The organism is Citrobacter sp. CtB7.12 (genome assembly GCF_001297795.1).
GTDB lineage: Bacteria > Pseudomonadota > Gammaproteobacteria > Enterobacterales > Enterobacteriaceae > Citrobacter_A > Citrobacter_A amalonaticus.
This window is the reverse complement of sequence record NZ_LIFT01000030.1, coordinates 1-21507: the sequence shown is the minus strand read 5'-3', so window position 1 is coordinate 21507 and position 21507 is coordinate 1. Positions and strand designations below refer to the sequence as shown.

The 21507-nt window shown below is 47.6% G+C and carries 31 protein-coding genes and 2 pseudogenes; 31 read left to right on the top strand and 2 right to left on the bottom strand.

Annotated features, from left to right (window positions below; genetic code table 11):
* Positions 1-13 precede the first annotated feature (13 nt).
* The 4 genes and pseudogenes from AOY24_RS22280 (at position 14) to AOY24_RS22265 (ending at position 1849) form a co-directional block, all read left to right on the top strand.
* The gene (locus AOY24_RS22280; RefSeq protein WP_054177398.1) at positions 14-724 is read left to right on the top strand and encodes a hypothetical protein; all 711 of its coding nucleotides are present in this window, start codon (positions 14-16) and stop codon (positions 722-724) included.
* A 2-nt stretch (positions 725-726) separates the two neighbouring features.
* A complete protein-coding gene (locus AOY24_RS22275; RefSeq protein WP_054177397.1) occupies positions 727-963 on the top strand; it encodes a hypothetical protein in 237 nt (78 codons plus the stop codon).
* Positions 964-1335: 372 nt separating this feature from the next.
* Positions 1336-1562, top strand: a pseudogene (locus AOY24_RS25480) (DNA polymerase III subunit theta).
* Positions 1559-1849 (top strand): hypothetical protein, encoded by a 291-nt coding sequence (locus AOY24_RS22265; protein ID WP_054177395.1) that lies wholly within the window; start codon positions 1559-1561, stop codon positions 1847-1849. Before AOY24_RS25480 ends, AOY24_RS22265 begins: the two are co-directional and overlap by 4 nt.
* A 369-nt stretch (positions 1850-2218) precedes the next feature.
* Here the strand turns inward: AOY24_RS22265 and AOY24_RS22260 are convergent, their stop codons facing one another.
* Entirely contained in the window at positions 2219-3247 is a 1029-nt protein-coding gene (locus tag AOY24_RS22260; protein WP_046402086.1) for a P63C domain-containing protein, read from the bottom strand.
* Positions 3248-3560: 313 nt separating this feature from the next.
* On the opposite strand from AOY24_RS22260, the gene AOY24_RS22255 reads away from it, so the two are divergent.
* The 24 genes and pseudogenes from AOY24_RS22255 (at position 3561) to AOY24_RS22150 (ending at position 20249) form a co-directional block, all read left to right on the top strand.
* The gene (locus tag AOY24_RS22255) at positions 3561-3794 is read left to right on the top strand and encodes a DinI-like family protein (RefSeq protein ID WP_054177394.1); all 234 of its coding nucleotides are present in this window, start codon (positions 3561-3563) and stop codon (positions 3792-3794) included.
* Positions 3795-3837: 43 nt separating this feature from the next.
* Positions 3838-4083 (top strand): hypothetical protein, encoded by a 246-nt coding sequence (locus AOY24_RS24350; protein WP_043001133.1) that lies wholly within the window; start codon positions 3838-3840, stop codon positions 4081-4083.
* A gap of 125 nt (positions 4084-4208) precedes the next feature.
* Positions 4209-4409, top strand: a complete 201-nt coding sequence (locus AOY24_RS22250) for a hypothetical protein (protein ID WP_054177393.1) — start codon at positions 4209-4211, stop codon at positions 4407-4409.
* 41 nt (positions 4410-4450) lie between these two features.
* Positions 4451-4792 carry a RusA family crossover junction endodeoxyribonuclease gene (locus AOY24_RS22245; RefSeq protein WP_200906173.1) on the top strand — a complete coding sequence of 114 codons (342 nt, stop codon included), beginning with the start codon at positions 4451-4453 and terminating at the stop codon, positions 4790-4792.
* Entirely contained in the window at positions 4768-5802 is a 1035-nt protein-coding gene (locus tag AOY24_RS22240; protein WP_054177392.1) for a DUF968 domain-containing protein, read from the top strand. The genes AOY24_RS22245 and AOY24_RS22240 overlap by 25 nt, the downstream gene beginning before the upstream one ends.
* Before the next feature lie 13 nt (positions 5803-5815).
* Positions 5816-6415: a hypothetical protein gene (locus AOY24_RS22235; protein ID WP_054177391.1), complete on the top strand. Its 600-nt coding sequence runs from the start codon at positions 5816-5818 to the stop codon at positions 6413-6415.
* A gap of 347 nt (positions 6416-6762) precedes the next feature.
* Complete coding sequence (locus AOY24_RS22230) at positions 6763-8145, top strand: AAA family ATPase (RefSeq protein WP_054177390.1); 1383 nt, start codon at positions 6763-6765, stop codon at positions 8143-8145.
* 190 nt (positions 8146-8335) lie between these two features.
* Positions 8336-8659, top strand: coding sequence for a phage holin, lambda family (locus tag AOY24_RS22225; RefSeq protein WP_046401839.1), 324 nt, complete (start codon positions 8336-8338; stop codon positions 8657-8659).
* Complete coding sequence (locus AOY24_RS22220; RefSeq protein ID WP_046401840.1) at positions 8643-9092, top strand: lysozyme; 450 nt, start codon at positions 8643-8645, stop codon at positions 9090-9092. The genes AOY24_RS22225 and AOY24_RS22220 overlap by 17 nt, the downstream gene beginning before the upstream one ends.
* Entirely contained in the window at positions 9089-9625 is a 537-nt protein-coding gene (locus AOY24_RS22215) for a DUF2514 domain-containing protein (protein WP_046401841.1), read from the top strand. The genes AOY24_RS22220 and AOY24_RS22215 overlap by 4 nt, the downstream gene beginning before the upstream one ends.
* A gap of 243 nt (positions 9626-9868) precedes the next feature.
* A complete protein-coding gene (locus tag AOY24_RS22210) occupies positions 9869-10081 on the top strand; it encodes a cold shock domain-containing protein (RefSeq protein ID WP_042319517.1) in 213 nt (70 codons plus the stop codon).
* Between the two features lie 10 nt (positions 10082-10091).
* A complete protein-coding gene (locus AOY24_RS25475) occupies positions 10092-10280 on the top strand; it encodes a cold-shock protein (RefSeq protein ID WP_071887719.1) in 189 nt (62 codons plus the stop codon).
* Positions 10281-10345: 65 nt separating this feature from the next.
* Complete coding sequence (locus AOY24_RS22205; RefSeq protein ID WP_043001123.1) at positions 10346-10576, top strand: hypothetical protein; 231 nt, start codon at positions 10346-10348, stop codon at positions 10574-10576.
* A gap of 208 nt (positions 10577-10784) precedes the next feature.
* Positions 10785-10958, top strand: coding sequence for a GnsA/GnsB family addiction module toxin (locus AOY24_RS24340; protein ID WP_043001969.1), 174 nt, complete (start codon positions 10785-10787; stop codon positions 10956-10958).
* A gap of 349 nt (positions 10959-11307) precedes the next feature.
* A complete protein-coding gene (locus AOY24_RS22195; protein WP_043001122.1) occupies positions 11308-11853 on the top strand; it encodes a terminase small subunit in 546 nt (181 codons plus the stop codon).
* Positions 11828-13750: a phage terminase large subunit family protein gene (locus AOY24_RS22190; protein WP_054177388.1), complete on the top strand. Its 1923-nt coding sequence runs from the start codon at positions 11828-11830 to the stop codon at positions 13748-13750. Before AOY24_RS22195 ends, AOY24_RS22190 begins: the two co-directional genes overlap by 26 nt.
* Entirely contained in the window at positions 13750-13956 is a 207-nt protein-coding gene (locus tag AOY24_RS22185; RefSeq protein ID WP_043001120.1) for a phage head-tail joining protein, read from the top strand. Before AOY24_RS22190 ends, AOY24_RS22185 begins: the two co-directional genes overlap by 1 nt.
* Positions 13953-15545: a phage portal protein gene (locus tag AOY24_RS22180; protein WP_054177387.1), complete on the top strand. Its 1593-nt coding sequence runs from the start codon at positions 13953-13955 to the stop codon at positions 15543-15545. The genes AOY24_RS22185 and AOY24_RS22180 overlap by 4 nt, the downstream gene beginning before the upstream one ends.
* Positions 15526-16851: a S49 family peptidase gene (locus tag AOY24_RS22175; RefSeq protein WP_054177386.1), complete on the top strand. Its 1326-nt coding sequence runs from the start codon at positions 15526-15528 to the stop codon at positions 16849-16851. The genes AOY24_RS22180 and AOY24_RS22175 overlap by 20 nt, the downstream gene beginning before the upstream one ends.
* 9 nt (positions 16852-16860) lie before the next feature.
* A complete protein-coding gene (locus AOY24_RS22170; protein WP_046401846.1) occupies positions 16861-17190 on the top strand; it encodes a head decoration protein in 330 nt (109 codons plus the stop codon).
* A 70-nt stretch (positions 17191-17260) separates the two neighbouring features.
* Positions 17261-17506, top strand: a pseudogene (locus tag AOY24_RS22165) (major capsid protein); the annotation flags it as partial.
* A 162-nt stretch (positions 17507-17668) separates the two neighbouring features.
* Complete coding sequence (locus AOY24_RS22160) at positions 17669-18904, top strand: site-specific integrase (RefSeq protein WP_054177405.1); 1236 nt, start codon at positions 17669-17671, stop codon at positions 18902-18904.
* 1 nt (position 18905) lies between these two features.
* Complete coding sequence (locus tag AOY24_RS22155; protein ID WP_054177384.1) at positions 18906-19133, top strand: AlpA family transcriptional regulator; 228 nt, start codon at positions 18906-18908, stop codon at positions 19131-19133.
* 24 nt (positions 19134-19157) lie between these two features.
* Positions 19158-20249 (top strand): hypothetical protein, encoded by a 1092-nt coding sequence (locus AOY24_RS22150; RefSeq protein WP_152967226.1) that lies wholly within the window; start codon positions 19158-19160, stop codon positions 20247-20249.
* Positions 20250-20289: 40 nt separating this feature from the next.
* Here the strand turns inward: AOY24_RS22150 and AOY24_RS22145 are convergent, their stop codons facing one another.
* Positions 20290-20469 (bottom strand): YlcI/YnfO family protein, encoded by a 180-nt coding sequence (locus AOY24_RS22145; RefSeq protein WP_054177382.1) that lies wholly within the window; start codon positions 20467-20469, stop codon positions 20290-20292.
* A gap of 64 nt (positions 20470-20533) precedes the next feature.
* Between AOY24_RS22145 and AOY24_RS24335 the strand changes: the two genes are divergently transcribed.
* The 3 genes from AOY24_RS24335 to AOY24_RS22135 all read left to right on the top strand — a co-directional run.
* On the top strand, positions 20534-20896 hold the full coding sequence (locus AOY24_RS24335; protein ID WP_369815302.1) for a host cell division inhibitor Icd-like protein: 363 nt from the start codon (positions 20534-20536) through the stop codon (positions 20894-20896).
* Positions 20889-21200, top strand: coding sequence for a hypothetical protein (locus AOY24_RS22140; RefSeq protein WP_054177289.1), 312 nt, complete (start codon positions 20889-20891; stop codon positions 21198-21200). The genes AOY24_RS24335 and AOY24_RS22140 overlap by 8 nt, the downstream gene beginning before the upstream one ends.
* On the top strand, positions 21197-21507 hold a 311-nt coding region (locus AOY24_RS22135; protein ID WP_054177290.1), incomplete at its 3' end, for a hypothetical protein. The genes AOY24_RS22140 and AOY24_RS22135, both read left to right, overlap by 4 nt.

Genomic DNA, 21507 nt, shown 5'->3' with positions numbered 1-21507 from the left:
CGAGTTTTGACCAATGACCAAACAAATTATTGATGTTTTAAAAGTGATGGGAAAAGCGACCGCGCGTGAGATCGCTGCACGAATGAAAATTGAGCCAGCTGAAGCGCTAGCCGTTCTACGTGAGCATGAAGATCTGGGTGCTGTGACTTTCATCAACGGCTACTGGGATATTGCCAGCAACGATGCACCAGTTCCGAAAGTTATTACGGCACCAGCCGTTACCCCGAAAAAAACAACACCACTGCGCAAAAACGCTGAAGTTGTCCGGGGAGCTGAACCGGCCCCCGTCACTCCGCAAATGGTTATCGAGCTGCTTACCGAAAAAGGTTCGATGAACACGTCAGATCTTGCAGACCTCTTGAACCGTAATCCCCGCGGGCTAGGAACTGTGTTGCGTTCTTACGCTGACCGCGGGTTGGTTGTGAAAAACGGTTCAGGGAAGGGCGTTACATGGTCCCGTGTACTGACAACGCCGGAAGCCGTTCACATTTCCGCGCCGGAATTAACTGCCAAAACGGAGCAAAAATACAATGCCGATGATCTGGCAGAACCGGCATCACTAGGAGCGTGCCCGGATGATCTGCTTATCCCTAATGTTCGTTTCATTTCAAACGAGATCCGCCGGACTAAAGCTAAGCTTGAGCGCCTGTACAAATTGCGGGATGCGGCGCGCGAAGTGAGCAAGCAGAATCACGGTTTGAAACGGTTAGGCGGGAGGGCGTAAGCGTGAAAACTATCAAAACGCACACAGGGATCGTCATAACGCGCGACGGGAAAAAACGGCTGAAGCTGCATTCCACTGAAAATTCCTGGGTTGTCGGGCGTTGTGAATCCTACGACAAAAAGACTGGTTACCGCTGGGGCGCGCCAAACATGCGCCGCCGGTTGCTCCTGGAAAGTATCAAGCCAATCAGCACAGTCGCTGCTGGAATCGGTAAGAAGGAAAGCGCCTCAGCAGGATAAACCGATGAGATCCAGCAGTTAAGTTGACGCTAGCCAAGTACTAAAACATGGTAAGAGGGCTATGATATAATCATGGCTCTCAACAGTTGGTTCTTGCAAATTCGAAATGACAAACCCAGACCATTTAAAGCTTCCAACGGTGAAGCAGCTAATAGCTGTTGCAAAGGAACGGAATATCCCACTAACAGAAAAACAGGCTAAGGTGCTGCTTAAACGTTGGAAGGTCGATATCGAAAGAAAGTCCATTCCTGGGAGTGCAATCCAAGGGAATATGGAAATATTTGCACGCTATGTCCAGCCGGGGTTTGTTGTGAAAAACTCATTCGCCAAAACTGCATACTCCGTCCCACGCAGAAGGAAGAAAGGAGATGTATGACGACTGGGAACATTGCAAAGCTACCGCAAGAATAACGCGACAAGGTTAGTGCCGACCTCGCCGCTAGCGCCTGAACATACTGGTTATCGCCGAGCAGGTAGCGAGAGAGCAACCAGAACACCTGCGCGTGTATTCTATGTAATGAGTCAGATACTATCGAGGGAACAGCTTTGAGTTACTAAAAGCGAATAACCCTGTTTATAAAAAGGAAGAGAATAAATGAAATTTTTGAGTCCGTTACTTTTGGTAGTCACTTGTTCTGTTTTTGCGGACAGCAACTCTGATGTAATAGATTTTAAACGAATGACTGAATCTACATGTTTCAATCCGGCAAACCATGAAGCACAAGAGCTTTGTGAGAAGTCTATTAAGATTATGCTGCTTAATGCTACAAGTATCGGATATTCAGAAGCAAGCTGCTTCGTAAAGGCGTTAAAAGACAAAGGTGAATGTAAAAAAACAAACGAAGAATATATGAAATTAATGAGGTATAGTTTTACTTATAAATAATTTCAAGTTACTTTTACGATCCCGCCTTGTGCGGGTTATTTATTACCTGAATTGTGTGTCAGCAGGAAGGCGACATAAGGTCGAAATGGTAGTGGTTGGGAAACAGTTTGAATGGCTGGGGAATAGATGGTTTTTCTCAGGTTGAGAACGCCGGTGATCTCTTGTATCACCACCTGTAGCGCCTGCAACACCATATCAACCAGATGTGGTAGGAGAAAATACCGGTGACAAAGAACATATTCTGTGCAGATGGAAGAAACATTCTTTAATCAGATCTGAAATCATGCTTAATCAAATAAATGTTAAGATTATTAAGGGGTACATTAACGCCCAATGTGTATGACAGTTTGGGCGTTAATATTGGAAGAATTAATCAAGTGAAGTATCGTTAAGTTCAAGCTCAAAAGTCCCGCCCTTGCGTGGCATGACTTGATCAACCATTTTAATAAACCTGTTCCATCCATACCCATTGGCAATGGCTAATCGCTGAACCATAATTAAAGAATGCAAGTGCTGGGATAGCATAGGGTTGCCGACATCATCAGTAAGCCATTGATGCATTTTGTTTTTTCGCTGGCCATTCATTTGCCTTGGTGTTTTTTTCTCAAGCTCCTGAAGAATAGAGTCGCCGAGACGCTCATACACAAGATCCCTGGTGTAATGGGCAACTACGCTAAACCGATTCTTGCTCATACCAGCCCAAGGCCAATTTTTCAGCTTGTATATATTTTCGTAAAACTCATCAGGAAATTTTTTAGCCCAGGCAGAAAGTTCCTTACTGATTATTTTGTCTAAATAGGCCTGTAAAGCATCTTTGGGGCGAATTTCTTGATAGCCTGTCGCCTCATCAACTAGGGCGATAATACCAACTTTTGCAAGTGAACGGACTAGGATTTCTGCTTTTTGAGCTGTATCCATCTGGTTTGCTTTAAGCGCACCATCCTGTCTGGCTTTTAAGTAAACATCGCATACCAGAGGAAGTATTGAAGCATCATAACCCTCAAGTTCAGATCCTGAATTGTCTAAATATCGCTCTCGTTTGATCACCTCCATAAGATCTTGATTAATATATGGAACAAGGTTAGCGGCATCCATAAACGCAGGTAGTATGATCTCACCATCAAGCGTGGCTCTCACGCCTCGACTTGGCCGCCCTAATGCTTTAAAAACGGATGATTGAGATATTATTCGCTTCCCATTGTTGAGTACAGCTACCTCCAGTTCAGTATCATTGATTTTTAGAACACCTTCAAGCTGGGTAGATGGAAGGTTAGTTTTGATCCTTTGCCAGCGCTTGTTGGCCGCAAACTGGGCAACTTCTTTACGTTCATCTGCAGTCATTTTTTCTGCACGAGCTTTTCCACCCTTCGATTGTGGGGATTCGTCTTCAATGGACATAATGGACTCCTTGGATAATTGATGAAGTAATTATCGTTTGAGAACAATTTTTCAGCAAGCATTATTCTATTTTTTGCTTGCTAGTTATCTTGTAGATGACCTTGAAAAATCAGGCACTGGTGCGCGCCAAATTACCCGAGCTTTGCCAGACGAAAGAAATTGCTGCCTAAAAACACCATGCATTACAACCCGCTACGGAGGGTTGTAGTTTTACTTCCTGACATGTTATTAACAATTTGTGCTCTTAAACCGTTGATCATTTTCTCTCATAGGTATACTGTATAAAAGTACAGTATATGCAATGGAGGCTATTGTGAAAGTTGAATTAACCATTGATCGCACTAAAGAATTTCCAAAGGGAGCTCTGTCAGTACTGGAGAAAGAGTTACTCAAGCGCCTTAACAATCAGTACGAAAATTGCAGTCTGGTAATTCGTCGTACTGGTTTAGACAGCCTGAGCGTTTTCGGTGGAAATAAAGACGATAAAAAAAACATCGAAAGCATCCTGCAGGAGACATGGGAAAGCGCTGACGACTGGTTCTATTAATGTCAGAAGCGTTATTACCCTGTTTATCTGGAGGGGTCGAAAGGTGACAAAAAAAGAAGAATTACCAAAAAAAGGCTATGCAGTGATTAGATGTCATGATGGAGTTATTGTTGCGAGACTTCATTCATTTCCTGAATGCGAACGCGCCCTGATGTACCGGCGCGGCGGTGTTGTGTCGTTTATGCCGCTTCAGGAGGATGAAATTATAGGAACGCCAACCTTGTTTACTGAAATGCTGGAAAAAGCTGGTTATCGCGTTTCCCGGAAATCTGATACACTTCCTTCATAGGCCTGAACAACCTATACCTGCTGCGCCACGGAGAAAACGATGGCGCAAAACCACTTCAAAATACAATCCTCACTGACGTTACCCAGCGCCAGCGTATTTCTGTTGCCCCCTGTTAGGGAGGTGGCATGAAACGGAGCTGGTTCACTCATTACGGGCTGACCACTGAGCAGGCCGACGAGCTGGTGGCACGTTACCGGGCAAAGGGCATTAAAACAGAGAGAAGCCTCGACTCTGATCCGTGTTTTTGGATTGTCAGTGCATTACTGACTGAAAACTCCGGCCCGGCTCACACTAAAAAAACGTATCGTTCGCGGATGTGGGGGTGATTGTGCACGTCTACGACATTACACCACTCGGTGAACCCAGAATGACTCAGCGGGATAAGTGGCAGAAGCGTCCGCCAGTGCTTCGCTATCGTGCGTTCTGCGATGAAGTCAGGCTGAACCATGTCTCACTACCTGAGTCAGGTTATCACGTCAAATTCATACTTCCCATGCCCGCCAGTTGGAGCAAGAAGCGCCGCGCCGAAATGTGCGGGAAACCGCACCAGGAGAAACCAGACAAGGACAATCTCGAAAAGGCGTTACTCGACGCGATATTTGATGACGATAGCCGCGTGTGGGATGGGCGCGTCACAAAAGTATGGGGAGAAAAGGGGCAAATAGTCATCCGGGAGATTATTGAATGCGCGCACTGCTCAAACCCGTAATTGTTCGCGAAATGGGGCTGATAATGCTGAAACCGGGCAGTGAGTTACTCGGTATGTTTCATCATGGTCGGGTGCTGATAGAAAAGCCTCCAGAGTATATGACACGCTGGCCGTCTGGGAAAATCCCTGATGCCAGCCAGCCGCTGGCGGAAGATGGCAGTCTGGTGCCTTTTTTTACTGATGAACGTGTGATCCGCGCTGCTGGAGGAATTACGGCGCTGGAGGAATGGTTACGCCGCCGGGTGAGTCATTGTCAGTGGATACATTCAGAATATCACCATAGAGAGTTGGTCAATATGCGACATGAGCCAGGGGCAATACGTGTCTGCTGGCATTGTGATAACCAGTTGCGGGAGCAGACGACGGAGCAACTTTCGGCACTGGCATGCAAGAACCTGATCGAGTGGGTCATTGATAACGTATTAGCGGCACTAAGGTGTGGGAAAGACAGAGAGCTTTCACTTGCAGAACTGTGCTGGTGGGCAGTGTATTCCGGCGTCGCTGCTGCGATACCGGAAGGGGTTGCCAGCCGCGCTCTGGCACTGCCGAACGAACCGTTGCGGTCAGTTTATAAAGATAGCGACATCGTCCCCTCGGTTCCTGCCACCAGCATTCTGGAAAAACGACTGGAATTGATGCCGGGTGACTTTATTCCAGTAATGCCGGCGACAAATCCTGTTGTGAGGCTGAACGTTGATCCGGAATCTCCGCAAACCCAAATGAAACGGCCAAAGCGTATTCGCTGGGTAAAGCCTGAATATCTCCGGTGGGTGAAAACCCAGCCGTGCGAATGCTGCGGAATGCCATCAGACGATCCCCATCATCTTATCGGGCACGGGCAGGGAGGAATGGGAACAAAAGCCCATGACAGTTTTACACTTCCGCTGTGCCGCAAACATCACACAGAACTGCATAACGACCCGGTCAAGTTTGAACGTAAATACGGTTCTCAGCTTGAAATGTTGAAAAATGTGCTGGACCGGGCGTTCGCGCTTGGCGTGCTGGCATAAAGGAGAAAAAACCATGACGCCACGTCAAAAACGTTCACACCGCGCAGCTCTTGAAAAGGCAGCGATAGCGCCACGCAAAAGCTGGCTGGGGAAATGTACTCTCCTTACGGGGATTCAGTCGGCATGGATTAAATCACTGTTAACGATATGGGGAGAAGGTGTAAGCGGGGGAACTGCCCCACGAATGCCCAGGGGACATGAATGCTGGAATGTACTGAGGGGAGGACGTTGGTCGGATAAAGCGCTGGAGCGTTTTACGGCTGCGCTGAACCAGGCTCGCAGTGAGGGATTGAAGGGGCAGCAGGCACTGAATCGCGCTCATACCATTCTGTGGCCACAGCCAGCCACCAGCGTAATCGATGAAGCTCTGCATAATGATGATATTGATTTTGTAGAGCAATCCGTGTTGATGGCGCTTGATGTCAATGATCCGGTATATGTCGTCGGTCTTCAGTATTACACCACGCGAAAAAAAATATCTGATATTACAAGAGAGTTGCGGATAATTGCGCCGTGGTTAACCCCTGAAAAGGCGAGGGAGCGTGTTAAATGGTGTCTGCAGATTTTCAGAGCGAAGGTTTATCTGTCAGCCCGGAAGCTTCTGGATGATTAGAAAGCGTTTTTGTCTTTTAGTGCTATTTTTAGTTATGTTCATTGAATTCTACCCAGAAAGTTAGATAATCCATTCATGCTTGGCAGAGCTGCGCCACGATGGCAGCGATGAGAAGCGACAATTTGATTATGACGAGAGCCCCGCCAGTCGGGGCTTTTGCTTTCCGGCGATACGACAGGGGTATTCGCGAGGTGCATTGCATCAGTACCCCTGTCATATCGTCGAATGTCAATCTTTTGGCTCTTCTGCGTGGTGTCCCTAGGAAACTGAGTTTTCATCAACAGCAGATGCTTTCATCCCTCTTGTTCATGACTCATAATGAGTTAAAAAAATTAGGGGGATAAAATATGTCGTTTTCAGCTTTGAGTAATGACGATTTCTATACTCGGTTGTATCAGGTCGTTCGACCATCGCAGCCAATTGATGCTTCTGAATTTTTGTTTGGTAGAGATCGTCAGTACGAAGCTATGAAACAGGCTCTCTATGCCCCGGGAAGACATAGTTTCATTTTTGGTCACAGAGGTGTAGGTAAATCATCCCTTGCTCATTCCATTGCTTTTGATCTTCAAGAACAGACTGATCCTATTCTTTTAAGCTGTGATGAAAGCACGACTATGGAATCCATAGTAGCAGATGCGCTACGTGAAGCTGGTGCTACTGGTGCGTATAAAAGTGAGTGGAGTGTGTCTGTTAGTCTCGGAGTCGGCGGAACAGGAATAAAATTTGACAAGAAAGGGACATCGGCTCCTCAAGAAATAAAAATAGTTGATACATCATCAGCTGTATTTGCTCTGGAGTATCTGCAAAAAATTCATTCAGATAAACCTTTTATAATAATTGATGAGTTTGATCGAATTGAAAATGCTAAAGAAAGGGAGAAATTTGGAACCTTATTGAAGCAACTAGGGGATAAGCGGTCTAATGTAAAATTTATCTTCACTGGCATTGCAGAATCATATGATGAGTTACTTATGGGGCATGCTTCAAGTTCACGGCAAATACATGAACTTAAGCTTGATCCTCTACATTATTCCGGTTGCTTTGCAATTATAGACAGGGCATTTAGTGAGTTTGGTCTAGTTGTGCCTGAAGATTTAAGGATTCGTATTGCCGGCATTAGTGATGGTTATCCCCATTATGTGCATCTCATTTGTGAAAAGATGCTTGTTTTGGCCTACGAGAGAGATTTAAAGACCATTACTAATAGTCTGTATCTAGATGGTCTGAATGAAGCTGTAACGTCAGTAGCGCAATCGCTTAGAGGGCCGTACGAAAAAGCTACATTAGCCCGTGATCGCCATTATTCTTATATTTTATGGGCGGTTGCGGACTCAAGAGACTTGCAAAGAACTATTTGGGATGTAAAAGCATCCTATTGCAGTGTGATAGACCAAGTGTCATGGAGAAAAAAGGAAGAGATTCCGCTTTTGGGGGATGACGCTTTTTCTAGAATATTAAGGAATTTTAAATCCACAGATTTTGGGGAAGTTGTTGTACCTGCTTTTGATGGAAAACGTAGAGGGTGGTATACATTTAAAGAAAATATGCTCCGCGGATATATCCGTATGTGTGCTGAAGCAAATCGGGTTAAACTGGATTTTGAAAAACACTTTACAGCAGAGCCTACTGCACAAGCTCGAATCGGAGTGCGCTCTCGTAAAACAGTATCGCAAATCGAAGAAGAGATTGAGAGAGAACAGCGGAATTACACACCAAAAGATGGGGTGTAAAAATGTTCAAGATTATTTTTAAAGTATAAAGTTTTCAGTTTTGCAAATGAAACACTAAACCTCACCTTGGTGAGGTTTTTTTATTTCAGATTTCGGGTATCACTTCAATCCCTCTCTTCTGCATAAGAGCCCGATAGCCTGATTTATTCCAAACCACAAAGCGCCATCCGAACTATCGGAGGTGAGGCCTATGAAAATGCCATACAAACAAGATTTCATCGCTGCACTACTTGCCGCTAAGGAGCAGGGTATTGGTGCAATGCTGGCTTTTATTATGGCGTACCTGCGTGGTCGCTATAACGGTGGCGCCAAGATGAAGACGCTAATTGATGCGCTGATGTGCGCGATGATCGCCTGGTTTATTCGTGACCTGCTCGACTTCTCCGGATTGAGTAGCAACCTCGCATACATTGCCAGCGTCTTTATTGGATACATCGGCACCGATTCGATCGGCAACCTGATTAAAAAATTCGCAGCCAAAAAGGCGGGAGTTGACGATGCAAACCAGTCCTGACGGCATTGCGCTGATAAAAAAATTCGAAGGTTGCCGGCTGTCCGCCTATCCAGATCCGGGAACAGGCGGCGCACCGTGGACGATTGGCTACGGCTGGACCTACCCGGTAGATGGCAAGCCAGTAAAGCCTGGAATGACTATCGACCAGACCACTGCTGATCGGCTGCTGAAAACGGGGCTGGTGAGTTATGAAAACGATGTGCTGAAACTGGTCAGAGTGAAACTGACACAAGGCCAGTTTGATGCGCTGGTATCGTTCGCTTACAACGTTGGCTCGAGTGCGCTATCAACATCCACACTGTTGAAGAAATTGAACGCTGGCGATATCAAAGGCGCTGCAGATGAGTTTCTGCGCTGGAATAAAGCTGGTGGAAAAGTTATGCCGGGGCTCACGAATCGCCGCAAGGCTGAGCGTGATGTGTTCCTGTCATGATGGGCATCCTGGAGAAATACTGGAAACCACTGGTGATGATGTTGCTGGTGGCCGCCTTATTCATTGCCGGAAATGTCTGGAGTGATCGGGGTTGGGAAAAGAAGTGGGCAGAACGCGACAGCGCTGAGTCGTCACAGACAGTGAACGCGCAGACCGCCGCCCGCATGATTGAACAAGGGCGCATAATTGCCCGTGATGAGGCTGTAAAAGATGCACAAGCACAAGCCGCCAAAGCTGCTGCCACTGCTGCTGGCCTGTCTGCCACTGTTAACAAGCTGCGCACCGAAGCAACAAAACTTGCCACCCGCCTGGACGCCGCAAAGCACACCGCAGATCTTGCCGCTGCCGTCAGAAGCAAAACAGCCAGAGCCGACGCCGGAATGCTCGCCGACATGCTCGGAGATATTGCAGCAGAAGCTAAACGTTATGCTGCAATCGCTGACGAACGCTACATTGCAGGAGTGACTTGTCAACGTACATATGAATCCTTAAGGCAAACTAAAAGTGTATTGCAGAGGGATGAATCAAAATAAAATTCGTCAATTAACATAAAAACATGTGCAGTAGCAGAGTGTTACTGCCTTACAAAACTATATCTTGCTATGTAGTGTTAATCATGCGTTAATGGGGCTCTGGTTTGTTACAAATTTATCTGAAGCAGTCACTGTAATAATTTTATTATTTGTTCCTATTGAGATTTCCTTGTCGGCTTTTTCTCTCTGATAATTTTTTTCGGACCATTCTGCCCAAGGGCTTACTCAAAAAAGGTAATGATTATGTCTAACAAAATGACTGGTTTAGTTAAATGGTTCAATCCTGAAAAAGGGTTTGGTTTTATCACTCCAAAAGATGGTAGTAAGGATGTATTTGTACATTTTTCTGCTATCCAAAGTAACGATTTTAAGACGCTGAATGAGAATCAGGAAGTCGAGTTTGGTGTTGAACAGGGCCCTAAAGGTCCCTCGGCAGTTAATGTCGTAGCCCTTTAAGGAAACTGTTATTACTAATAATATTCACTTCAGATGCCCTTGTTGCCATGGGTCTCAGTACAGAACATCATCTTTTGATGTCACAGATAGCAATCCTTTCGGCGCGAAATGTATTTTTTGCAAAACTACAATGATTACATTCGATAATATTGCAATGTACATTCGTTCTGGTCAGTCTCCATTAGATTTCAGAAAATAAAAATCAGGCCCCTTATGGGGCCTTTTTTATGCGGTTCTTATTGACAGGGTGTACACGGGAGAATTATGAAAAAAGTGATAGTGTTTTTTAATTCAGAATCCGCTGTAGTAGTATCAGTAATGAAGGGTATTACTACAATAATGCGCGAGTACCCTAATGGGGAAAAAGCACATCTACAAGTAATGTCTGCAGGTTTTCCGTCTATAACCGGAGATCATAAGATTGTTTATGTTGCCTCAGACCGGGATGTTACTTCTGAAGAAATTCTTGAAGCAGCATCAAAACTCTTTAAATGATTACTGTTCATACCTTTATGAATGTGGCTAAAGTAGTGAATGGTTGTTTGATTATTGAGCGAAATTAGTATAAACAATATGCACTAACCCCTTGATTATTGAAACTTTCCAACTTATCGTTTATAGATACCAATGGTTGTTCAAGTTATCACATGAATCATGGGATCTGCCGGGCATAGATGCCAATACAGACCAGAAGAGGTGCATGATGAAAATCGAAGAGTTAAAAAGAAAAACTGAAGCGGATATTTCTGATTTCATTACTAAAAAAATAACTGAGCTCAAAAAAAAGACAGGTAAAGAAGTTGCTGATATCCAGTTTACTGCTCGGGAAAAAATGACTGGACTGGAAAGCTATGACATAAAAATTAATTTAATCTAATCGTCATCGACGGCCAGTTCTAATAAAAGCATCATCTTTCTCAAGAGATGATGCTTTTTTATTTCGGCATTTGAAGTTGAGTAAGTGATTCAGCTTGAACTTCATCACATTTTGTTTGCTTTGTTTTTGTGGGTCCTTTCTGGCGATCTGGTCTGTTACGGGGCGGCGTCCGCGCAGATTCTCGCTATTTATGAAAATTTTCGGGTTTTTGCCGTTTCCGTTCTTCTTCTCGCTAATCCATTGTTTTAAAAGAAAACACCCCATCAAAAGAAAGGAAACGTTAAGCCAGAAAAATGGGTAAAAAACCCGAGATCGTTTCCGTTCTCTGTTTTTGCGCACGGAGTGAGCTATGGAGGTCAACAAAAAGCGGCTTTCTGACATCTTCGGTGTCAGTGTGCGCACGATCCAGAACTGGCAGGATCAGGGGATGCCGGTTGCACGCGGTGGTGGAAAAGGTAACGAAGTACTCTATGACTCAGCCGCCGCTATCGAGTGGTATTCCGCGCGCGACGCTGAGATTGAGAATGAGAAATTACGGAAAGAGGTAGAGGATCTTCGCATTGCTTCGGAATCCGACCTCCAGCCAGGCACAATTGAATATGAGCGGCACCGGCTTACCCGAGCACAGGCTGACGCCCAGGAGCTAAAAAATGCCAAAGATACCGCTGAGGTGGTGGAGACTGCATTCTGCACGTTCGTGCTGTCACGGATCGCCGGTGAAATAGCCAGTATTCTCGATGGGATCCCTCTGTCGGTTCAGCGGCGTTTTCCGGAACTGGAAAACCGACATATTGATTTCCTCAAAAAGGACATCATCAAAGCCATGAACAAAGCAGCTGCGCTGGATGAAATCATACCGGGGTTGCTGAGTGAATATATCGAACAGTCAGGTTAAGGGGCTGCAGCACTCTGCGCGCGCGGGGCTTCATTCTCTGTACAGGCCAGAGCCGCAGACGGCAGTTGAGTGGGCAGACACCCATTATTATCTCCCGAAAGAATCTGCTTATCAGGAAGGGCGCTGGGAAACATTGCCTTTTCAGCGCGCGATCATGAATGCGATGGGAAACGACTATATCCGCGAGGTGAACGTCGTTAAATCTGCCCGTGTTGGCTATTCAAAAATGTTGCTCGGGGTTTATGCATATTTTATTGAGCACAAACAGCGAAACTCCCTGATCTGGCTTCCTACCGACGGCGACGCTGAAAACTTCATGAAGTCGCATGTTGAGCCGACTATCCGGGATATTCCTTCACTGCTTTCACTGGCACCGTGGTACGGCAAAAAGCACCGTGACAACACGCTCAGTATGAAGCGTTTTTCTAACGGTCGCGGCTTCTGGTGCCTGGGCGGAAAGGCGGCAAAAAACTACCGTGAAAAATCGGTGGATATTGCCGGATACGATGAACTCGCGGCGTTCGACGACGATATTGAAAAAGAGGGATCTCCGACCTTTCTCGGTGATAAGCGTATTGAGGGATCGGTGTGGCCCAAATCAATCCGCGGATCCACGCCCAAAGAGAAAGGAACATGCCAGATTGAGCGGGCGGCAAAAGAGTCAGAACACTTCATGCGTTTCCACGTTGCCTGCCCGCACTGCGGTGAGGAGCAATATCTCAAGTTTGGTGATAAAGAAACGCCATTCGGGCTGAAGTGGACGCCCGGCGAACCGGCCAGTGTTTTTTACCTTTGCGAACATAACGCCTGCGTGATTAAGCAGCAGGAACTGGACTTTACTGAGGCCAGGTACATCTGTGATACCACAGGGATCTGGACGCGGGACGGTTTATCCTGGTTTTCGTCAACAGGCGCAGAAATTGACCCGCCGGACAGCGTGACGTTTCACATCTGGACGGCATACAGCCCGTTCACTACCTGGGTACAGATCGTCAAGGACTGGATCAAAACGAAGGGGGATACCGGAAAGCGCAAAACCTTCGTGAATACAACGCTGGGTGAAACGTGGGAGCCGAAAATAGGTGAACGGCCTGACGCGGATGTGATGGCTGAGCGTAAGGAACACTTTGAAGCCTCAGTCCCTGATCGGGTTGCCTATCTGACCGCCGGGATCGACTCCCAGCTTGACCGATACGAAATGCGCGTCTGGGGATGGGGACCTGGCGAAGAAAGTTGGCTCATTGACCGGCAGATCATAATGGGCCGTCATGATGATGAGGCGACGCTTCTCAGGGTTGATGAGGTGCTCAACAAAACATATCCCCGACAGAATGGCGTTGAAATGTCGATATCCCGTATCTGCTGGGATATTGGCGGTATTGATCCCACCATTGTCTACAACCGCTCGAAAAAGCATGGTCTGTTCCGCGTGATCCCGATAAAAGGGGCATCCGTTTACGGTAAGCCCGTCGCGAATATGCCGCGCAAGCGCAACAAGAACGGTGTCTATCTGACTGAAGTCGGTACTGATACCGCAAAAGAGCAGATTTACAACCGTTTCACCCTGGTAGCCGAAGGTGATGAACCGTTGCCGGGGGCCGTTCACTTCCCCAACAATCCAGATATTTACGATCTGACTGAGGCACAGCAACTGACCGCCGAGGAACAGGTTGAGAAATGGGTGGACGGGCGGAAGAAAATAGTCTGGGACAGCAAAAAACGCCGCAATGAGGCACTCGACTGCTTTGTGTATGCGCTGGCGGCACTGCGGATCAGTATTTCCCGCTGGCAGTTGAACCTTGATTCTCTTCTGGCAAGCCTGCTGGAGGAAGAAGGGGCGCGTAAACCGAAAAAGACCGTGGCAGATTACGCCAGGGCATTATCTGGAGATGAGTAATGGCGTCACAATCCGATCTCGACAGCGCCCGCGCCGCACTGCATGACCTGATGACGGGAAAGCGGGTGGCGACGGTACAAAAGGACGGTCGCCGGGTGGAGTTTACGGTGACTTCGGTGAGCGACCTTAAAAAATACATAGCTGATCTGGAGGTTCAGGTCGGTATCACTCAACGTCGCCGGGGGCCGGCAGGATTTTACGTATGAAAACACCTGCACTTTTGGGGCCGGACGGCAGGACGTCGTTACGGGAATACGCCGGTTATCACGGCGGTGGTCATGGATTTGGTGGGCAACTCAGGGGGTGGCAACCACAGAGCGAAAGCCCTGATGCGGCGTTACTTCCCAATTTTGCGCGCGGTAACGCCCGCGCAGAAGATCTGGTCAGGAATAACGGCTATGCCGCAAATGCGATACAACTGCACCAGGATCATATCGTCGGCTCATTCTTTCGCCTGAGCCACCGTCCGAGCTGGCGTTTTCTTGGCATTTCTGAAGAGGATGCCCGGGCTTTCTCCCGCGAGGTGGAAGCCGCGTGGAAAGAGTTTGCCGAAGACGACAACTGCTTTATCGATGCGGAGCGCAAACGCACTTTCACGATGATTATCCGTGAAGGCGTGGCAATGCACTCCTTTAATGGTGAATTGTGTGTGCAGCCCGCGTGGGACAGCAGCCCCGGACGCCTTTTCCGTACACAGTTCAAAATGGTCAGTCCGAAGCGTATCAGTAACCCGAATAACACGGGCGACACGCGAAACTGTCGCGCCGGTGTGGCGGTGAACAACACCGGGGCAGCGGTGGGGTATTACGTCAGCGATGATGGTTATCCTGGCTGGATGCCGCAGAAATGGACGTATATCCCGCGTGAACTGGCTGGTGGGCGCACTTCATTTATTCACATTTTTGAACCGCTTGAGGACGGTCAGACCCGCGGCGCCAACCAGTTTTACAGCGTCATGGAGCAAATGAAGATGCTCGATACGTTGCAGAACACACAGTTGCAGAGCGCTATCGTGAAGGCAATGTATGCCGCCACTATCGAGAGCGAACTCGATACCCAGACCGCGATGGATTTTATTCTCGGCGCTGATAATAAAGAGCAGCAGAACAAATTCACGGGCTGGCTGGCGGAAATGGCGTCGTACTACTCTGCGGCGCCGGTTCGCCTGGGTGGGGCTAAAGTACCGCACCTTATGCCGGGTGATTCCCTGAATCTCCAGTCGCCACCGAACGCGGATAATGGCTATTCGGTCTTCGAACAGTCGCTGTTGAGGTATATCTCTGCCGGGCTTGGCGTTTCGTTTGAACAACTGTCCCGGAATTACTCCCAGATGAGTTACTCCACCGCCCGCGCCAGCGCCAATGAATCATGGGCGTTTTTTATGGGGCGCCGGAAATTCGTGGCGTCCCGTCAGGCGTGCATGATGTTTCTCTGCTGGCTGGAGGAGGCAATTATCCGTCGGGTTGTGACATTGCCTTCCCGGGCGAGGTTCAGCTTTCAGGAAGCGCGAAGCGCCTGGGGAAACTGCGACTGGATTGGTTCCGGGCGTATGGCTATTGACGGACTGAAAGAGGTTCAGGAAGCGGTCATGCTGATCGAAGCGGGCCTCAGTACTTATGAAAAAGAGTGCGCCAAACGCGGTGAAGATTATCAGGAAATTTTCGCGCAGCAGGTTCGCGAAACGATGGAGCGCCGCGCCGCCGGGCTTAAACCGCCTTCATGGGCTGCTGTTGCCTTCCAGTCCGGGTTAGAAAATTCCACTAAGGAGGAGAAAGATGACGCCCGAGCTGCGTAATCTCCCGCATATTGCCAGCCTAGCTTTTAATGAGCCGCTGCTACTTGAACCCGCCTATGCGCGGGTTTTCTTTTGCGCGCTGGCGGGCCAGTTGGGCATCACCCGTCTGACAGATACCGTTTCCGGCGTCACTCTCAGCGGTGAACAGATTGTTGAACCTCTTGCGCTGTTTGGTGACGATGAAGAGATGGGGCCGCGCCCGTCACGCAGTTACCAGGTGATCGACGGTATCGCGGTTTTGCCGGTTTCCGGCACGCTGGTGAGTAAAACCCGTTCGCTGCAACCGTATTCAGGTATGACGGGTTACAACGGCATTATTGCCCGCTTGCAACAGGCTGTCAGTGATCCCGGAGTGGACGGCATTCTTCTGGATATGGATACACCTGGTGGCATGGTATCCGGTGCTTTTGACTGCGCTGACATTATTGCCCGTCTGCGGGATATCAAACCGGTCTGGGCGCTGGCGAACGACATGAACTGTAGCGCCGGGCAGCTTATCGCCAGCGCGGCATCTCGTCGTCTTGTTACCCAGACCGCCAGAACCGGTTCGATCGGCGTCATGATGGCGCACAGCAACTACGGTGCTGCACTCAAGACCAGCGGCGTCGAAGTCACGCTCATCTACAGCGGCGATCACAAGGTCGACGGAAACCCTTACGAAAAGTTGCCGAAGGATGTGCGTGCTGATTTTCAGGCACGTATTGATGCCACCCGACAGATGTTTGCCGAGAAGGTGGCCGGGTACACCGGCCTGACCGTTCAGGCGGTACTGGATACCGAAGCGGCGGTTTTCACCGGACAGGAATCCATAGAGAACGGAATCGCAAACGAACTCGTCAATAACACCGACGCGCTCAGTGCGATGCGCGATGCACTTGATAAACGAAAGAAAATAACCCTCGGAGGAAATATGAAAACTAACACTGCATCCGCTGAAACAACTCAGCCTGTAGCGGACGCGTCAGCCGGAGTCACTGTCGACGCTGCGACGCCTGTCGCGACGGTAAATACTGCATCAGCCGATATCAGCGCGCAGGTTTCAGCGGCGGTAAATGCCGAAAACAGCCGAATCATGGGGATCCTGAACTGTGAAGAGGCGAAGGGCCGCGAATCGCAGGCGCGGGTGCTCGCGGCAACACCGGGTATGACGGTTGAAAATGCGCAACTGATCCTCGCCGCAGCGCCAGCGAGCGCGCAGGTCAGAACGGATACCGCACTTGATCGCCTGATGGACACCGCGCCTGGTGCTGTCAGTGCCGCCAGCCAGGCATCTGATACCGATGACCTGATGAACACACCTGTATAAGAGGTTCCAATGCCAAACGAAGAATTTAAGCATTATCAGCCGCTGGGTAACAGTGACCCGGCACATACCGCATCCGCACCCGGTGCCTTAACGGACAGTGTTCCGGCGATGACGCCGCTGATGCTTGATCCCGCTGCCGGAAAGCTGGTTGTCTGGGACGGTGCTGCCGCTGGCACAGCGACAGGCATTCTCGCGATTGACGCCGATCAGAACAGTGATCAACTGACGTTCTTTAAAACGGGCTCTTTCCGGATTGAAGATGTGTTGTGGCCTGCTGCTGCGGCAACCGATAACGTCAGACGCAACGCCTTCGCCGGTACCTCCATCAGTATTGTGTGACCCCTTAACCAGCCAGTTATCTCCATCCATAAAGGCCGCATGAGCGGCCTTTTTTCTACGGGAAAAAACTATGTCTATGTATACCACTGCCCAGTTGCTGGCGGTTACCGAGAAAAAATTCAAATTCGATCCGCTGTTTCTGCGTATCTTCTTTCGTGAAAGCTATCCGTTTTCCACCGAAAAAGTTTACCTTTCTCAGATCCCCGGCCTGGTGAATATGGCGCTGTATGTGTCGCCGATTGTCTCCGGCAATGTGATCCGCTCACGCGGCGGTAACACTTCCGAATTCACGCCGGGTTATGTGAAACCGAAGCACTTAGCATAGCTTTCTGAGGCTATCGTGCAGTTGCTGGTTTTTACACTTAATCTTTTGATTATAAAGAATAAGTTTTTCTGGCGCTTTCACTGGATTTTCCTCGTTATCTGTGCGTTGCAATCACCTCTGTATTGCAACTTGTATTGCTTTTTGGGGGCTAAAATGGCGAGCGAGAACAAACTGAGCGACAAAACGCTTAAAGGTTATCTGGGTAAACACAGAGAAAAGCAGATCACTGTTGCGGATGGGAAGGGGCTTTCCGTTCGTGTGAGTAAGAAGGGGGCCGTGAGTTTTGTTTTCTTCTACAGGTTAGCTGGTGGTCTGACGGCTCCTGTCTGGTTAACGCTTGGTAAATATCCTGATATGTCGTTAAAACAAGCTAGGGAAAAGCGGGACGAGTGTCGGGCATGGCTGGCAAACAAACGCGATCCTCGTATCCAGATAAAGATTCAGTCTGAAGAACGATTAAAGCCGGTCACTGTGGAGGATGCACTTAATTACTGGTACGAAAATTTTTGCAAGGTTCGTCGTAAAACCCATGCAGTGACGCTGGGACGCTTTCGTAAGCATATCTTTCCCTATATTGGCCACTTACCTGTAAACGACACTCACCTCTATGAATGGCTGGATTGTTTTGACCGGATTAAACGTAATGCACCAGTCATGGCTGCGTATGTTTTTTCAGACACAAAATTAGCTCTTCGTTTTTGCCGGGTTCGCCAGTACGCGACATGTGATGCACTAAAGGACTTGCGAATGAGTGATGTCGGAAAAATTGCAGGTAAGAGGGATCGGGTCCTAAGTGAGTCGGAGATAGGGCAGCTCTGGAAATTCATCTTTGTTGAGCCTGATATCAAGTTGATGTCCGAATACACCAGGAAAATGTTTGTACTGTGTACGGTTTTCGGATGCCGTATGAGTGAAGCCCGGTTATCAGAATGGAAAGAGTGGGATCGCGATAGCTGGGTTTGGACTGTACCAAAAGAGCATTCCAAAACTGGTGTGGAAATTGTCAGGCCAGTTCCTGAAGTACTGCGGCAATGGATAACGGACGTTCACGAAGAAACTAACCGTAGTGGCTATGTATTAGGTAGCCTGCGCATCAGGGAAAGTGTGAGCAAAATTGGCGGTAAAATCGGTAAACGTCTGGGCCATGAAAAACAATGGTCACTTCATGACCTCAGGAGAACGCTTTCAACCCATCTGAGCGATCTCGGTGTGGAATTTCATGTTGTAGAACAGTTGTTAGGCCATGCGCTACCAGGTGTGGCAGGTGTTTACAATCGAAGTAAGTTCATGGCTAAAAAACTTGATGCTCTGGATCTCTGGACAACATACCTGAACAGCATCTCAGGTGCAGAAACAAAAGTGACAATCCTCAAACAAAAGGCTGGTTAACATGAAAAAAATGGCAGTTGTTGATAAAAATGGTCTGGAGTACATTCCTAGCATCGATCGCATGATCCGTGAGAAAGAGTGTCGGGAGCTAACCACATTGGCGAACAGCACTCGCTGGAAGCTTGAAAAGGAGGGTAAGTTCCCCAAGCGAATCAAAATCGGATCTACGGCGGTGGCTTATAGACTCTCTGAGATTCAGGCATGGATTAAGGGGGAGTGGCCTTTATAAATCACAAAACCATAAAGGTGAATAATGAGTAACAAAGAAGGACGCGACGACTTTTCTACAAAAACCAAAAGTGCATTGGCAGCAAGAGCTAACTTTCGCTGCTCCTACCCTGACTGTGAAGCTATTACTTGTGGACCAAGTGACGAGTCATCATCGGCGGTAACTAGCATTGGTGTTGCTGCACATATTTGCGCAGCGGCACCTGGTGGAAAACGATACGATTTAAATATGTCAAGCGAAGAACGATCCGATATTAAAAATGGGATCTGGTTGTGTCAATCACATGCTACGTTAATTGACAGAGATGAGAAAAAATTCACCCCTGAACTCCTAAGGGATATGAAGAGAAAACATGAGGAAAAGGTTCAAAGTCAATTATATAAATTGCCTATCAATGATATGTCAAATGACCTTTTTATGATTGGGAATAATTTGATAGTTATAGGGGATTTTAAAGAGTTTAATGTTGACTGTTGGACTATTGAGGTAAAAGAATATATAAGGGGAGATAAATTTGAATTATTGGATTTTATAAGCGACTTCTCTGACTTACCTTTAGATGAAAAAATAATAATTTGTGAGTCTTTTAGTGATGGTCGAAATTTAGTTCAACCGCCTGTTGTTTTTTTTGAAGATGGGCACTTGTTCTTGAAATGTGCTATTTCATTGAGAACAGAGCGTATATCAGTTGATAAAATTGGTCTCGATATTGCCCTTGATGAAACTGGTGATTTAGGGATTTTTAATGGCAATCTTAAAATGATTGGTGGTCTGGAAAGACTACCACAATTGTTATACGTCTATTTGTCAACAAGTAAGGGCGAAATTCAAAGACATCCCAAGCTTGGCGTTAGATTAGGTGAGTATTATCACCTATATAAAAACACGTTGTGGCTAAATAAAATTTTCAAACTGGAAATTATTAAGGCTGCATCAATTATTATTGATGATGAAGGAATGAAGACTCCTTTAAAATGCATACAAAAAGTCTATGATGTAAAAATACTTGGCGAGATAAGTGAAAAAAATAGAATTCCTATCTTCGTTTCTTTGGATGTTAAGGGACACGGCCTGTGGGAGAAAGAGATACAGATATTCATCCCGCCAATTCACTAATAGAAACCGCTATCGTATGATAGCGGTTTACTTTAAATTATCATTTCCTTGTGCTCTTTAATCGTTGTAACTTTTCCCTGCATGCCTCTTTAACCCAAGAACTAAAGTTTCCTGTTCCAGCAGCTGCATTGATCTGTTCAAGCAAATCGTCCTCGAAACGAATATTTTTCTTGGTGCTGCCGGAACGTTCAAAAGCTGCTTTTGTATTTTTGTCTTGCATCGGTACGTACCACTGGGTTAGGCTAGAAATCACATGGTACGTACCGAATTAACATTGTGCAACCATGAAATTATCGAAGCCCGGCGGTGCGCTAACACCAACCGGGCCTCTAACCAAACCGTTAACTGGAGTAACGACTATGGCTGGAACACAGCATACCCAAACTCACCCCAAATTTACATGGTTGTTCTTAGCGACCCCTGAGCTACGGCCCGAATGCTCTCCTGTAGTTTTAAGATGTGATGCTGATTCGGAGGAGGCCGCTCGAGCTACCTTTCCTGAATGGCATCTAACTTTTGCCGCAAAAATTAGAACAGAAAGTCCTTTCTCATTCACATGGTCCACCTGGAGCGATTCAGAACGCGCAACTATCTGGTCAATGATGGGGAGTGAAATTCAACTCCCTACGGTGGTGAGCCATGCGTGATATCTATCATCAGCTTGTTAAGAGCACTCCTGATTTTAAAAACTTCACTGATCAGGATTTGGCTGAATCCAGCGACTTATATGCTGCTGGCGCATTTGCCATCAGTAGTGCGCTCACCCTGATTGGCAATCTGGCGCTAGACGCAACTAATGCAGAAGATTATGCAGATGAAGATGCCCGGCGTGACCTGGTTCTTGTAAGCCATGTATTGCGTCACCTCCCAAGAATGGCCCAAGCGCTTAATCAGAGTAGTGATTCTGCGGATTATGTACGTACCCAGCGTAACAAAGGAGGCAAGGCATGATCAGCAACGTCAAATTTAACGAACTGACTAGTCGCGTTGATGTGCTGGTGGAGAAGGTCTTGCACCTTGAGGCGCAGATCAAATCACTTACTGATAGCCAGGGAGGAGAGATCCCCCCCGGTATGACCCCGGTAACTACGCTGGCGGCGCAGTTCGGTATTTCCACCAAGAAGGCCGAAGAACTGGCGAAAAATACGGGGGTAATGCTGGTGCGGATGAAATCGGGCGGATTCATTGCACCCGATGAGAAATTCAGGGAGGCGGCGCGACTGGTACTTCGGGCGGCAAAACGTAAATACGGATCGGC

Excerpts from the sequence above, each read along its gene's own strand:
- AOY24_RS22280 (WP_054177398.1), top strand. The coding sequence starts at position 14 with ATGACCAAACAAATTATTGATGTTTTAAAAGTGATGGGAAAAGCGACC.
- AOY24_RS22265 (WP_054177395.1), top strand. The coding sequence starts at position 1,559 with ATGAAATTTTTGAGTCCGTTACTTTTGGTAGTCACTTGTTCTGTTTTT.
- AOY24_RS22260 (WP_046402086.1), bottom strand. The coding sequence starts at position 3,247 with ATGTCCATTGAAGACGAATCCCCACAATCGAAGGGTGGAAAAGCTCGT.
- AOY24_RS22250 (WP_054177393.1), top strand. The coding sequence starts at position 4,209 with ATGAAACGGAGCTGGTTCACTCATTACGGGCTGACCACTGAGCAGGCC.
- AOY24_RS22245 (WP_200906173.1), top strand. The coding sequence starts at position 4,451 with ATGACTCAGCGGGATAAGTGGCAGAAGCGTCCGCCAGTGCTTCGCTAT.
- AOY24_RS22240 (WP_054177392.1), top strand. The coding sequence starts at position 4,768 with ATGCGCGCACTGCTCAAACCCGTAATTGTTCGCGAAATGGGGCTGATA.
- AOY24_RS22235 (WP_054177391.1), top strand. The coding sequence starts at position 5,816 with ATGACGCCACGTCAAAAACGTTCACACCGCGCAGCTCTTGAAAAGGCA.
- AOY24_RS22230 (WP_054177390.1), top strand. The coding sequence starts at position 6,763 with ATGTCGTTTTCAGCTTTGAGTAATGACGATTTCTATACTCGGTTGTAT.
- AOY24_RS22225 (WP_046401839.1), top strand. The coding sequence starts at position 8,336 with ATGAAAATGCCATACAAACAAGATTTCATCGCTGCACTACTTGCCGCT.
- AOY24_RS22220 (WP_046401840.1), top strand. The coding sequence starts at position 8,643 with ATGCAAACCAGTCCTGACGGCATTGCGCTGATAAAAAAATTCGAAGGT.
- AOY24_RS22215 (WP_046401841.1), top strand. The coding sequence starts at position 9,089 with ATGATGGGCATCCTGGAGAAATACTGGAAACCACTGGTGATGATGTTG.
- AOY24_RS22210 (WP_042319517.1), top strand. The coding sequence starts at position 9,869 with ATGTCTAACAAAATGACTGGTTTAGTTAAATGGTTCAATCCTGAAAAA.
- AOY24_RS22205 (WP_043001123.1), top strand. The coding sequence starts at position 10,346 with ATGAAAAAAGTGATAGTGTTTTTTAATTCAGAATCCGCTGTAGTAGTA.
- AOY24_RS24340 (WP_043001969.1), top strand. The coding sequence starts at position 10,785 with ATGAAAATCGAAGAGTTAAAAAGAAAAACTGAAGCGGATATTTCTGAT.
- AOY24_RS22195 (WP_043001122.1), top strand. The coding sequence starts at position 11,308 with ATGGAGGTCAACAAAAAGCGGCTTTCTGACATCTTCGGTGTCAGTGTG.
- AOY24_RS22185 (WP_043001120.1), top strand. The coding sequence starts at position 13,750 with ATGGCGTCACAATCCGATCTCGACAGCGCCCGCGCCGCACTGCATGAC.
- AOY24_RS22180 (WP_054177387.1), top strand. The coding sequence starts at position 13,953 with ATGAAAACACCTGCACTTTTGGGGCCGGACGGCAGGACGTCGTTACGG.
- AOY24_RS22175 (WP_054177386.1), top strand. The coding sequence starts at position 15,526 with ATGACGCCCGAGCTGCGTAATCTCCCGCATATTGCCAGCCTAGCTTTT.
- AOY24_RS22170 (WP_046401846.1), top strand. The coding sequence starts at position 16,861 with ATGCCAAACGAAGAATTTAAGCATTATCAGCCGCTGGGTAACAGTGAC.
- AOY24_RS22160 (WP_054177405.1), top strand. The coding sequence starts at position 17,669 with ATGGCGAGCGAGAACAAACTGAGCGACAAAACGCTTAAAGGTTATCTG.
- AOY24_RS22155 (WP_054177384.1), top strand. The coding sequence starts at position 18,906 with ATGAAAAAAATGGCAGTTGTTGATAAAAATGGTCTGGAGTACATTCCT.
- AOY24_RS22150 (WP_152967226.1), top strand. The coding sequence starts at position 19,158 with ATGAGTAACAAAGAAGGACGCGACGACTTTTCTACAAAAACCAAAAGT.
- AOY24_RS22145 (WP_054177382.1), bottom strand. The coding sequence starts at position 20,469 with ATGCAAGACAAAAATACAAAAGCAGCTTTTGAACGTTCCGGCAGCACC.
- AOY24_RS24335 (WP_369815302.1), top strand. The coding sequence starts at position 20,534 with ATGAAATTATCGAAGCCCGGCGGTGCGCTAACACCAACCGGGCCTCTA.
- AOY24_RS22140 (WP_054177289.1), top strand. The coding sequence starts at position 20,889 with ATGCGTGATATCTATCATCAGCTTGTTAAGAGCACTCCTGATTTTAAA.